Here is a 13,406-nt window from a genome sequence, read left to right as displayed (position 1 = left end):
CACGGAATCCTCAAATTGAAGCATTATTTGTAACTCCATCTCTGCCCCGGAGGACAATGTCCATACTTAGATCGATATCGCGAAATGTAACCATACTCGAGCGTCCGAGCCGCGTAGTACCCCCGCACGTTTTGGTGAAGGAACGTGTAAGAGCAAGATCTTCCACACTGCGCCAGCTGCGAGGATGGTCTGGTATTTCGACTAACACCGCTTGTAATTCCATACTTCCAAACCTGATTTGATTTGCTAATCACATATACCGAATATTTCGCATCCGGCCTAAACCACCGGCCGCCGGGAACAGGAACGACACGGGGCTCAGCACGAACGGCTGACGCCGCGCGCTGCGCCTCCGAAATGACGACGGCAACGCTGACGACGACGAGCGCCCCCAGCAATATCCATCCGATTGGTCCAGTCGCCAGCAACGGCGCGGCGGCGACCGCTGCGAACTGTCCGCTGAGGTCGTTCTTGCCGATGGGGTCGGTCGGCCAGACGTAGTCGTTATCGACGCCACCCTCCACCGGGTCCACCTGCAAGAACCGACCCAACGCCGGTACATACAGGCGTGCGCCCATCTCGATGATCAGCGTCGACTCCGTCGTGTCGACGATCTTCTGCGCCCCCTGATGCCACCCCGTCGTCCCGTTCACCGCACCCGACTCATTCGCCACCCCCGTACCCAGCGCAAGCGTGTCCGGGGCGAGGGGCTGGCCGAACGGGTCGTACAGCTCGACACCCGACGCCGACGACCCATCGCCGGTCGTGACCGTGTGTCCCTGCAGCGACGGATACGACCACGTCGCCGGCCCCGACCCGGGAACGTCGACCGTCACCCCGCCCGGCAGTGACAGGAACACCACCGGCGCGGCATCCCCCGACACCACCGCCCACGGACTGTCCCCCGCACCCGCGTACACGAACCGCGTCGTCACCTTCGGCGCATCGCCCGTCGGATCCACCGACCGCGACACCACCCGACCCGACGCATCCCGCACCAGCGACACCGTGGACCCGGCATACGTCCTCGTCCCCACATGACGGTTGTCGGCGTCGTACGAGAACAACAGATTCGACAGACGCGTCGTGTTGCCGCGGAGGTCGTACGTGATCTCGTCGGCGTTGAAGCCGTCAGCGATCTGCGACGCCCCCGGACCCGCACCCCACACCGGGTTCGACAACACACGGTCAGCCCAGTCGTAGCAATACTCCGCCGTCATCACAGCCGTCTGCGACGATCCCGGCGCCGTGTACCGATCGACGTACCTGGTGCGGTTACCCGACGCGCCCGCCGACGCATTCGGACCGCACCCTCCCGACGACGCGAACTCGTACGACAGCTCATGACCCGGGATCTTCGCGGAAACCAGGCGTCCCGCCGCGTCGTAGCCGTAGGTGGACTCGAACGACTGCCCGCCTTGCGAGATGCTCTCTCGCACGATCCGACCCGCGACCGACCTCGTCACCTCATCGGTGATCGACGACGATGACGGGAACGACCACGTCTGCGCCCCGATCGTGCCGCGCGTGTCATCCCACGACACCCCCAGCGCCGAGCCGCCCAGGTATGACACCTGTGCGAGGCGTTGCTTCGCGTCGAACGACGACGCCGCGTACACCTGCCCGTCGAACGTCACCGTCAGCGTCTTACCGTCGCGGTCGTAGGCGAAGGCCGTCGTCGACGAGGCGATGCCGGGACCGGCCGTCGTCACGTGCAGCACGCGGCCGGTGAGCGATTCGTAGACAGGCGTCGTGACGACACCCCACACATCGGTGTACGCGACAACGCGCCCGAGCAGGTCGGTGGTTGTCGTCGTCGCCGACGTGAGCGAGCCGGGCACGGGGGTTCCGGTCACCGTGACCGAGACTCCCGCGGGAGTCGGCGAGTAGACCGTCGTGACCGTGTCGGATGCGACACCCTCCCCGCCCACCGAGACCTCCTTCACCGTGCGCCCGCGCGCGTCGACCGTCGTGCACGACCACGCCTCATCCCCCGTCACCCGTGTACCGACGGTGCGACCCATCACGTCATAGACATACGACGTCACGATCGCGGGCCCGCTGGCGGGTGTGGGCCCGGTCGACGACTTCAACATCCCGAACTGACGCGTGCCCGCGGAAACGCCGCACGTGTCTTCCGACAGCTGCTCGGCGTCGCCGTAGTACGCGCGCGTGGTGCTCTTGGCATCCGTGATCGAACCGGACGCCGCCGCGGCCGGCAGTGCCTTCGATCTCTGACGCAGCCATCCGGCGCCGTTCACCGTCTCGGACACCGCAGTGCTCTTCAACGCCAGACCGCCGGGGTCGACCGTGGAGGCCGACACCTGTCCGACGATGGGGTCTTGATACGTCGTCTCGGTCACGATCGACGGGGCCGCAGCCCCCGCGACCGACGTGGAATCGTCCACCGTCGAGCGGGTCACGAGTCCGTAGTCGGGGCGCAGTCGACTTCCGGGCACGGCCTGGAAGGACCCCGCCCCCGGCGGCTTCCACTGCAGGTCGACGCGCGCGCCGCCCGCGTTCTCGTAGTACTCCACCCGCACGCGGCGCACGTCCCCCTCGCCCACCGTGAACGCGACGCTGTCGGCGGCCGTCGGCCCCTGATCCACCCAGCGGTCGATCATCAGGACGTCGTCGAGCCAGACACGCGAGCCGTCGTCGGTGCTGGTCCGCAGCTGATACGTCCCGGACTGCGGGAAGGTGATCAGGCCGGTCGCACGCAGAGAGAAGTTATCCTGAGAGACCGTCCCCGCGATCGGCGAGCCCCCGCCCCAGTCCTTCTCGAACGTCCCGTCCGCAGGCCCCACACCCAGGGCGTACGCGTCGGGCTTACCCGAGAGCTTGCGCGTGTTCGAGTAGTACGCGACCTGCAGGCCGTTCAGCCCGCCGTCGTACACGGTTCCGGTCGACGACGGCACGACACCGCAACCCGCCGCATCCGCCGGCCGATCGACCGGACGCCCATCAGTGCGGAAGCATGCCGCGGGCGCCGCGCCGTAGGTTGCGACCATCCGATCGGTGCGGTCGTACACCTTCGTCGACACCAGGCCCGTGGCATCCGTGGTCCGTCTGACAAGGTCTTTCGCGGCATCCCATTCCTGGCTCGTCGACACCCCCATCGCGCTCGTGGATGCCGTCTGCCGCCACGCCCGGTCGAAATCGACGGTCTGCGAGACACCGGCCAGACCCGAGACCGACACCGTGGTGCGCCCGTCACCGTAGGCGTACGTGCGCGACGGGCGTTCTGCCACCGTCACGCCGTCCGGCGCCGGCAAGGTCACGCCCGTGGCGCGCGTGCCGTCGTAGGTGATCGACGTCGATGCGGGATCGTTCGCCCCCGCCGCGACGGGAACGGGAATGCTGTCATTGGCCGTGGCATCCCGAATCTGGCTCAGCAAGCCACCGGCGGTGTCGTATCCGAACAGCGTCAGCTCGTCACCGGGATCGAGGATGGCCGCGAGCTGTCCGTTCACGTTGTAGAACAGCTGCGACTGCGACCCGTCGGGATACGAGATCCGGCACAGCATGTCGACCGGCGCCTTCGCGTATCCCGCACCCGATCGCTCGGAGCACGACGAGCGGTCCCCGTTCTGATAGCCGAACACGACCTTGCGCGTGTACTGATCGCCGCTCTGCGACACCGGGTCGACCACCTCGGTGGTCACCCCGTTGGCATCGAGGATCGACTGCGGTGCGGCGGCCTTACGAACGTCTTCGGGCGGCGTGGCCGAGGCCACGCGCCCCTCTTTGGTGAAGTGATAGACCGTGCCGTCTTCGTCGGTGAGCACGACCCAGCCGTTGCCGTCCAACGAGAGCACGCCGTACTCGCCGTCGGGAGCCTTGTATCCCCCCGCGGCGATCTTGACGTACGTGTGCGTCTTGCCGGTGACGTCGGTCAGCACGACCGAGGCGTCGGTGAGCTGCGCCAGAACCCACGACGAGGCGGCACCCGCCAACGGCACCGAGGCGCCCCACCCCTGCGGAAGAGTCGAGACGCGCTTCGTGAACCAGTCGGGCGGGACGTTCACCCGCATGGGCGAAGACGCGCCGTCGGGCGTGTACTCGACCCACAGGTCGACCTGTGACAGCCCCACCTGTTCGTAGTACTCGACCTGAATCGGCTTCGCTCCTCCGGCCACGGTGACCGGCGACCCGCTCGCCGTCGTCATGGTGCCGCCGTCCCACCGGTCGATCACCCGTCGCCCGTCGTACGTGACGCGAACGCCGTCGTCGTGGGTGGCTCCGAAGCGAAGAGACTTCCCCACCAACTCCGACGGCACCGTGAGAAACCCCGTCCACCGGGCCAAGAAATGATCCGCTGGGACGGCCTCCGCCGGTGCCCCCAGGCCCCACCGGAACGACACGGCGGGATCGGTTCGCACCATGATCGCCGTCTTGTCGGTGAAGGTGTACCCGCTCGGTGCTGTCGGTGGCGCCCCTCCCGTACGTGCATCGAAGTATTCGCCGACGAGACCCCGATTGGCGCCCGGGACCTCTTGCGAGTTGTACGTGAACGACATCCCCATCGCACCTCCGAGGGTCTGCACGGTCGGGGACGCGAACGAGACGTTCACGTTGCCATTGGCGAGGTTCGTCGTCACCGCGCCGGCGGAGTCGTACGGAGACGGCCCCGACGCGCCGAGGCGGAGGTCGGTGCGCAGCCGACGCACCCAGCCGTTCTCGGTGTTCGTGTCCTGTCCATCGTTGGTGGTGACCGTCCACGAGTACACGCCGCCGTCTTGCAGGGTTCCTGGCGGGACTGTCCACGAGGCGATCCCGTTCTCGGCCGTGATCCAGCCGGACGTCACCACGGCTCCCGATCGCGCGTCCTGACCCGTCGCGATCTTGAACTGATACCTCATCGAGCCGCCGACCCCGTCGGCGTCGGTGACGGCTCCGACGCGCAGGCTCGGGGTCACCGTCGTCACCGTGGTCGGCGTCTCGGTGACCGCGCTGCCCGGCGCCGCCGTCGCGGCATCCGGAAGCGGCACGTTGCTCGTCGTGAAGCTGTACACGGGCGATTGGCGTTGCGTCGATTGGCCCCACAGACCGTTGAGATCGTCGACGACCGAGACGCGCCAGTAGTACGTCGTGCCCGTGCGCAAGACACCAGAGGGCACCTGATACTGCGTGCCACCCTCCCACCCGCGCCCGGCGACGAGGTTCGTCATACCCGGGTCGGTGGCGAGCTCGAAAGCGTACTGCTGCGTGCGGTTGCCGGGGTTGTACGCGTTCAGGCCGAGCACCGGCGTCAGCGATACGCCGACACCCCCGTCGGCGGGACCCCAGCCGCCGACCGACGGGTAGTTCCACGACTCCACCCACAGGGCGGACTGCACACGCTTCAGCGAGTACGACGAGCCCTCCCACCCGCCGATCATGAACGCCGGGCGGTCTCCGATGCGCAGGTTGCTCGCGAGCCGGGACACGATGCCGTCGCCCTCGACCTCTGCCACATCGGTCGCCAAGTTGAAGTAACCGAGGTGGGATCCCATCGCGCTGTACGAGAAGCCGCTCGCGTGCTGGACCCATCCCTGCTGCCACGACGTCGTGCCGTGACCGTCGTATCCCACCTCCAAGTTGGCGGCCACGATGAACTGCCCGGGCAGGTGTCCGTAGTCGTACGAGACGACCGAGCGCCAGTACCGGTTCCCGTTGCCCTCGCGCGTATTGCCGATCATCTGCGCGCCATGCCACACGGTTCCGTCGGACTTGTACGCGGTCGCGCCGTTGGGAGTCATCACCGTCGGGTCGATACGCACCGGGTACACACGCGCGGGGTCGCGCAACCACTCGCGGTCGGCGCGCAGGGTGTACCGCCACGACCCGTCGCTCGCCTTCCACAGCGCGACATCCAGGGCCACCTCGGCGTCGCCCGACTCGCCCTCGACGCCACTCGAGTCGGTGGCGATCGGGGTGGGGATCATCAGTACCTCCGCGCCCGATGCGTCGGTGAACACGACGGAGTCCGCCTCGCCGAGCGCCGGGGTGAGCGAACCGGCATCGATACGCCAGGTCCACGACGACCGAGACGCGGGAGCTGCATCGAGCACGATCGACTCCTTGACCCCGCCCGGCTCGACGCGGTACTCCAGGTCAGCACCGCCCGCCACGTCTTGGTAGGTGAGCTCCTCCCAGTCGTCCCACCACCAGAACGGGGCGGCGACCTCGCCGGGCTCCGCGCCGACGAGAGCGAACGAGACGTCGTGGCCCTCGCGCGAGACCGTCACCGAGGGGGCTTCGTCGGCGCCTCCCCGGAAGACGGGAGCCAACGGGTGGTCGTCGACGGTCCAGTCCGCGCCGTCGCGCGACGCCGACGTGTTCACATCGACCCACGTTCCGTCGTCCTGCCGCGCCCGCTCGGGCGTGGACGACACCCGAGTGACGGTCGAGCCCGTGCCGCTGACGTACCGCGTGGTGTCCTCGCCCTCATCGACCGGGCTGAGACCGGAGATGGTGACATGGCGTCGCTCCCACTCGTCTACGGCAGCGCCCACGGGCGGCGGTTCGATCGCGGGCACCGCCGCCGGTTCGACGCCGTCTGCCACGTCGGTACTGGCCGGAATGGCGAAAGACCCGTCGGGAAGCGCCGGCGGCGGTGAGGGCTCGTCGGACGCCGCCAGCGCCGGAGCGTCAGCGGTCGATGGCGCGGCCTCGGAAACGACCACACGTGAGACCGCCATCGCAGCGTCGAAGGGAACGGCCGTCCCCACCATCAACACCACCGTGGCGACGATCGAACCGGGCCAGAGACGTGAAGAGAGGAACATGCCCACCCCCGAAGGTGCCGCCGACGTGGTGGTGAACGTCACCCGAGTACTCAGGTTGCGCCGAGGTTAGGCATCAGGCTTTGCCAGGTTCGCGCTTCTTCCGCGTCATTCCGCGGCTTGAACAACCGCACTTCACCCGCGCGACGGGAGATCGGCGTTCTTCGCTCGCCCGCTCTTCGCCCGCGGCGGAAACAGGCACGGCCCGCCGCGCGAAGAGAGGCCGCCGGCCCCACGGCGTCCGGCTCTCGCCGACACGCAGTCCGGCTCAAGCGCTCCGCAGCGCCGATGCGTCGGACGGCGGCCATGCAGCGCCCGCCGCATCGAGGCTCACCACGGCGTCAGCGATGCTCGTTTCGAAGGCGAGGAGCGGTTGCCACCCGGTCTCGGCGCGCAACCGAGACGCGTCACCGCGGATCGACGCCGGGTCGGAGGGACGGATGCGATCGGGATCGATGCGCAGCGGGGGGATCTCGCGCCCCATGGCGGCGCAGATCGCGTCGACGACGTCGCGGCCGGAACGAGCCACACCCGAGGCGACGTTGTACAGCGAATGGGTCAGGGCCGGCGCGTCGGCGAGAGCGAGATAGGCGCGGGCGACGTCGCGGACGTCGGAGTAGTCGCGGCGGGTGTCGAGGTTGCCGACGGTGAGCGGCTCACCGGGGGCGGATGCCGTGACCTGGCGCGCCAGGTCGGGCACCAGGAAGCCGGGACCCTGCCCGGGACCGAAGTGGTTGAACGGTCGCGCCACCACCGCGTCGAGTCCACGCGCGCGGTAGAACGCGATCTGGTTCTCGACGAGGATCTTGCTGACGACGTAGGGCGACGAGAATCCGACCGGCGAGGACTCGTCGCGCACCGACTCGCCGGCGGAGGCCGCGTAGACCGCACCGGAACTGACGGCCACGATCCGCCCACCGCCGCCGGAATGCAGCGCCGCCTCGCAGAGCACGGTCGTCATCGCGCTGTTGTCGGCGATGTACTGCTGCGGTCGGTCGAACGACGCACCGACGGCGGCAAGGCCGGCCAGGTGCACGACGGCGGCGCCCACCGGCGCCGACGCCGGCCACTCGTGCCGCAGGTCGACCCCCGCGTAGCCGTCGAGCGCCTGCTCGATCCCGGATGCCGCCCGCTCGGTGCGGCCGATACCGAACACCGACCATCCGGCCTCGGCTGCCGCTCTCGCCAGGTGACCGCCGACGAAACCGCCGACGCCCGTGATGACGAGGCGTTTCATCCCGCGGCGACCGGCGCGGCGCTGAGGGCCAGGTCGTGCGCGACCATGCGCCGCGTCATCTCGGGAAAGTCCACCCGGCGACGCCAGTTGAGCACGCTCTCGGCCTTGGCCGGGTCGCCGAGCAGCACATCGACCTCTGCGGGGCGGAAGAACGCCGGGTTCTGGACGACGTAGGGGCGCCACTCATCGATGCCCGCCGCGGCGAACGCCAGCGTGAGGAAGTCCTCGATCGAGTGGGTCTCGCCCGTGGCGAGCACGAAGTCATCGGGCTGGTCGTGCTGCAGCATGCGCCACATGCCTTCGACGAAGTCGCCCGCGTATCCCCAGTCGCGCCGCGGCGTGAGGTCACCGAGTTCGAGGTGGGACTGGCGGCCGGTCACGATGCCCGCGACGGCGTCGGTGATCTTGCGGGTGACGAACTCGACGCCCCGTCGCTCGCCCTCGTGGTTGAACAGGATGCCGCACGAGACGAACATCCCGTAGCTCTCGCGGTAGTTCGTCGCCGCCCAGTGGCCGAACAGCTTGGCGACGCCGTAGGGGCTCCGGGGGTGGAAGGTCGACTGCTCGGTGTATCCGGTCGCGGGGCGGTTGTAGTCGAGACCGCCGAACATCTCAGACGTGGACGCCTGGTAGACGCGCGTCGACCCCGCACGCCCGGCCAGGCGCACCGCCTCAAGCACGTGGAGCACCCCCTTGCCCGTGACCTCGGCGGTGAGGAGCGGGTTGTGGAAGGAGTACCCGACGTGGCTCACGGCACCGAGGTTGTACAGCTCGTCGGGCTGGCTCACCTCGACGGCGCGGATGAGGGACGTGAGGTCGGTGAGGTCGCCCTCGATAAGGGTGACGGCGGGGAACTCGAGCGCGAACGCGTCGCGACGCGGGTTGCGCTGCCCACGGACGAGACCGAAGACGTCGTACCCCTTCTGCAGGAGCAGCTCGGTCAGGTGTCCCCCGTCTTGACCCGTCACTCCGGTGATGAGAGCTCGGGGCGGCGTGTTCGTGGTCATGGGCGGGTCCTCTTCTGCCGGATCGGGGGCGCCGGACAGGGCGCACCGTCGAGATCCTGCGCCCACCGCGCCGGCCTCCGCGGGCGTGCCCGCGCCGCTCGCCCCGGGTGAAGAAGGTCATACCCGCCCGTTGCCGCGGTAGTCGCCCCCGGAGGCGAAGGACCGCGCGGGCGCTGTTCATCCGGGCTCTCACCCGGCGTCGGACGGTCCGCGGACCACCGCGCGGGGGTCGGAACGCACCGGCCGCGCGCAGCGGGGAAACGCGCGGAGAGGGCGGACCCGCCTCAGACCAGTCGCGCCGGATCCGTCGTCGGCAACGCGCACGTGAACGCGCGGCAGTCGTACGCCGTCGCCTCGCCGGCCAGGGCACTCTTGCCTACGAACAGCTCGAAGCCCGCCGCGGCGAACGCCTGGGCCTGTGCCGGCGACGCGACGACCACCACGTCGGCGGCGACGCGGCGCGCGGCGTCGGCGATCTCGGCATCCGAGTCTCCGACCACGACCACCTGGCGCGGGGCGGCGGCGAGTCCGAGGGCCACCTCGAGGATCGCGCCGTGCGCGAGCGGTGCGGCGAGAGCCGCGTCGGCGGACACGCGCACCAGCGTGTCGGCGGCTTCGCGATAACGCTCCCCCGCCCCCAGACGCCACAGGTCGAGAGCGGCGGCGGCGAACGTGGAGGGGCCCGAGGGAGCGGCTCCGTCGCTGGGCACCCCGCGGGGCTGCATCCCCTGCGCGGTCAGCACGGGATCCCCGCCGCCGGGGGGAGCGATGCCGTCGTCGCCGAGGCACAGATCGATCAACGCCCGGGCCCGCTCGGCGTAGGCCACCTCGCCGGTCGCGCGGGCGAGCGCGAGCAGACCGCGGGCGAAGCCGCCGTAGTCCTCGAGCGTCGCGGGCGCGGCGGAGCGGATCTCGTCGAGCGAGGCGCGGCGGAGCGTCCCGTCGTCGGCGACGTTGTTCTCGAGCACGGCGTCGGCGGCCCAGCGGGCGGCCTCGACGAAACGGGGGTCGGTGCGGGTGCCTGCGGCGGCGAGCGCGGCGATGGCGTGGCCGTTCCAGCCGGTGACGACTTTGGCATCCAGCGCCGGCGGAGCCAGCCCCGCCCGCTCTTCGGCGGACGCGCGGTAGTAGCCGCCCTCGTTGCGCGCGCCGTCGATGATCGACTCGGAGTCCTGGGCCGCGGCGATCCCTCCGGAGGGGAGCTGGAGCACGTCGACCAGGAAGCGCGCGGCGTCGGTGGCGGTGACCTCGTCTCGCGCGGCGAGCGCGACCTCGACGAGGCCCGCGTTGTCGGTGAGCATGCGCTCGAAGTGGGGCACGCTCCAGTCGCGGCGCGTGGCGTAGCGGAAGAAGCCGCCGTCGACGGTGTCGTGCAGCTCGGAGTCGCGCATCGCCGCCAGGGCACGGGATGCCACCGGTGCGGCCTCGGGGGCGGCGTCGACGAGCGCGGGGTGCTGCAGGAATCGCAGCACCGGGGTGTTGGGGAACTTCGGTGTCTCGAACGCGGGGCCCGCTGCGAAGCCGGAGTACTCGCGATCCTCGCGCGCGGCGATGGTGCGGGCTGCCGCCGCAAGTTGGTCGAGCGTGGGCGGCGCGTCTGCGGCATCGGTCGCCGCGGCGGCGAGCGCGTCGCGCAGCGAGGAGCCGGTGGCATCCACCTCGTCTCGCCGCAGGGTCCACGCTTCGCGCACCGCGGCGAGCACCTGGCGGAACGACGGCTGCGGGGGGCGGGGAGCGGGAGGGAAGTACGTGCCGGCGTAGAAGACGCGCCCCTCGGGAGAGGCGAACACCGTCAACGGCCACCCCAGATGGGGAGTGAAGGCAGAGGCGGCGTCGAGGTAGGCGGCGTCGACGTCGGGATGCTCCTCGCGGTCGACCTTGATCGACACGAAGCCGTCATCGAGGACGGCAGCGGTCTCGGCATCCTGAAAAGACTCGCGCGCCATGACGTGGCACCAGTGACAGGTGCTGTACCCGATCGAGATCATCACGGGCACGTCGCGGCGCGCAGCCTCGGCGAACGCCTCGGGCCCCCAGGGGAACCACGAGACGGGATTGTCGGCATGGGCCCGCAGATACGGGCTCGAGGCGTTCGCCAGGCGGTTCAGATCAGTTCACCTCGTCGGGGTGCGAGCCCACGCGGCCCGAGCCGTCGCCCGGGTCGACCTGGTCGATCGCGGCCATCTCGTCGGCGGTGAGCTCGAAGTCGAACAGGTCGAAGTTCTCTTCGAGGCGCTCGCGGCGCACCGACTTGGGGAACACGATGAAGCCGTGCTGGATGTGCCAGCGCAGCACCGCCTGGGCGGGCGACTTTCCGTGGGCTTCGGCGGCATTCTTGACCGCGGGCAGCTCGAACAGGTCGTACTTGCCCTGGCCGAGGGGGCCCCACGACTCGATGTGCATGTCGTGCTCGGCGCCCCACGCGGCGATCTCGCGCTGGCTGAGGGCGGGGTGCAGCTCGATCTGGTTCACCACGGGGGTGACACCGGTCTCGGCGACGACGCGGTCGAGGTGCGGCACCAGGAAGTTCGAGACGCCGATCGAGCGGGTCTTGCCCGCCTCGCGGATCTCGATGAGCTTCTGCCACGCGTTGAGGTAGTTGTCGGCCTGCGGGGTCGGCCAGTGCACGAGGTACAGGTCGACCGCGTCGAGTCCCAGCTTCTGCAGGCTCTCGTCGATCGCGGAGTGCGGGTCGTCGCCGTCGTGGCGCGAGTTCCAGAGCTTGGTGGTGACGAAGAGCTCGTCGCGGGGGATGCCGCTGGCCGCGATGGCCGCACCGACGCCCTCTTCGTTCTTGTAGATCGCGGCGGTGTCGATGTGGCGGTAGCCGACCTCGAGGGCCTCGGTCACCGCGCGTTCGGCGTCGTCGGCGGGGACGAGGAACACGCCGTAGCCGAGCTGGGGGATGGAGTTTCCGTCATTGAGCTGCACAGAGGGAACGGTCATGGCATCCACCCTAGGAGGCGCCTCCGACATCGGATCCGGGGGTTGACGGCCCCTACGACAGCGGAGGAGCCGAGGCCGCCCGGGCGAGCGCGTCGGCGACGAGCCGCACGTTCTCGGTGACCGATCCCGCCGTCACCCGCACCCGCTGCTGCGCCGAGGCGTCGGCGAGGAACGGCCCGCCCGCGGCGACCGCGATGCCCTCTGCGGCGAGGTAGACGAGGGCGGCGCGCTCGTCGCGGACGGGCAGCCACAGGTTGATCCCGTCGGGTGCGCCCACGTCGATGCCGAGACGTCGCAGGGCCGCGGCCATACGATCGAGCCGATCGCGGTAGATGAGGCGGGCCGTGCGGACCGGCGCGACGGAGCGCGGGTCGATGAGCAGTTCGAGCAGCACCGACTGCAGCAGCCGCGACGTCCACCCGGGTCCCAGCATGCGACGGCGCACGATCCGCTCGACGATGTGAGCGGGTCCACCCAGCGCGGCGATGCGCAGATCGGGGCCGTGCGACTTCGAGAAACCGCGCACGTGCACGACCTGGGCGGGGATCCACCGCGCGAGGGTGACCGCCGGGGCGGTGGCGATGAGAGCGGAGTGGTCGTCTTCGATGACCGTCACCGCGCGTCCTCCGGGAACGGTGAGCAGCACGTCTGCCAGGCGTCGCGCCCGCTCCGCCGACATCGACACCCCGGTGGGGTTCTGCGCCCGGGTCTGCAGCACCAGCGTCGAGGGCCGCTGCGCGAGCACGCGGGCCAGGGAGGCGGGGAGGATGCCGTCGGCATCGCTCTCGAGCGGGATCACGACGCCGCCGGTGGCATCGACCAGGTCGAAGATGTACGGGAACCCGGGTGACTCCACCGCGACCCGGTCGCCGAAGCGCACCACCTGCTCGACCGTGCGGGAGATGCCGTCGAGCGCCCCGTCGACGACGGTCAACGCCTCGACCGTGCGCACGGGCCAGTCCTCGGCGAGCACGTCGTGCAGTTCGGGGAGCACGGGCAGGTCGTGATAGCGGCCGGTGTCGGCGCGAGGTCGCGCGCGCGAGAGCGCCCGCTCGATCGAGGGGAGCATCGCCGGATCCGGCGTGCCGAGCGACAGATCGAGACGGATGCCGTGCGCGCCCCGTCCGCCGAGTCCGCTCGGGGTGGGTGTCGGTGGCATCGCCCGCTCGCTCGAGGACATTCCGCGCACCCGTGGACTCAGCCACTCGCGACGCTCGGAGCGCACGAAGGTGCCCGAGCGACCGCGAGAGGTGACGACTCCCGCCTGGGCGAGCGCGCGCCAGGCCGCGGCGACCGTTCCGGTGGACAGCCCCAGGTCGGCCGCCATCTGCCGGACGGTGGGAAGGCGCTCCCCCGGCCCGAGCGTGCCGTCGGTGACGAGGCGGGCGATCTCGGCGGCGAGCCCCGCGGCGGAGCGGGACTCGAGGGCGCGGGGCGAGAGCATGCGGC

6 protein-coding genes are annotated in these 13,406 nt (G+C 70.0%); all 6 read right to left on the bottom strand.

Going from position 1 to position 13,406, the window contains the following annotated elements; all coding sequences use genetic code 11:
* Positions 1-23 precede the first annotated feature (23 nt).
* The 6 genes from BJP65_RS14835 to BJP65_RS14810 all read right to left on the bottom strand — a co-directional run bounded on the left by BJP65_RS14835 (position 24) and on the right by BJP65_RS14810 (position 13,401).
* The gene (locus tag BJP65_RS14835; RefSeq protein ID WP_070409639.1) at positions 24-6,812 is read right to left on the bottom strand and encodes a PA14 domain-containing protein; all 6,789 of its coding nucleotides are present in this window, start codon (positions 6,810-6,812) and stop codon (positions 24-26) included.
* A gap of 223 nt (positions 6,813-7,035) precedes the next feature.
* Positions 7,036-8,004, bottom strand: coding sequence for an NAD-dependent epimerase/dehydratase family protein (locus BJP65_RS14830; RefSeq protein WP_070409638.1), 969 nt, complete (start codon positions 8,002-8,004; stop codon positions 7,036-7,038).
* Positions 8,001-9,011, bottom strand: coding sequence for a GDP-mannose 4,6-dehydratase (locus tag BJP65_RS14825; protein WP_070409637.1), 1,011 nt, complete (start codon positions 9,009-9,011; stop codon positions 8,001-8,003). Before BJP65_RS14825 ends, BJP65_RS14830 begins: the two co-directional genes overlap by 4 nt.
* 284 nt (positions 9,012-9,295) lie before the next feature.
* Positions 9,296-11,110, bottom strand: a complete 1,815-nt coding sequence (locus tag BJP65_RS14820) for a thioredoxin domain-containing protein (protein WP_374754287.1) — start codon at positions 11,108-11,110, stop codon at positions 9,296-9,298.
* 10 nt (positions 11,111-11,120) lie between these two features.
* Entirely contained in the window at positions 11,121-11,957 is an 837-nt protein-coding gene (locus BJP65_RS14815; RefSeq protein ID WP_070409635.1) for an aldo/keto reductase, read from the bottom strand.
* A gap of 52 nt (positions 11,958-12,009) precedes the next feature.
* Positions 12,010-13,401, bottom strand: coding sequence for a PLP-dependent aminotransferase family protein (locus tag BJP65_RS14810; RefSeq protein ID WP_070409634.1), 1,392 nt, complete (start codon positions 13,399-13,401; stop codon positions 12,010-12,012).
* Positions 13,402-13,406: the final 5 nt, after the last annotated feature.

This window comes from Microbacterium sp. BH-3-3-3 (genome assembly GCF_001792815.1).
Lineage (GTDB): Bacteria > Actinomycetota > Actinomycetes > Actinomycetales > Microbacteriaceae > Microbacterium.
The sequence above is the reverse complement of the archived record's forward strand: the minus strand, read 5'-3'. Positions and strand labels throughout refer to the sequence as shown.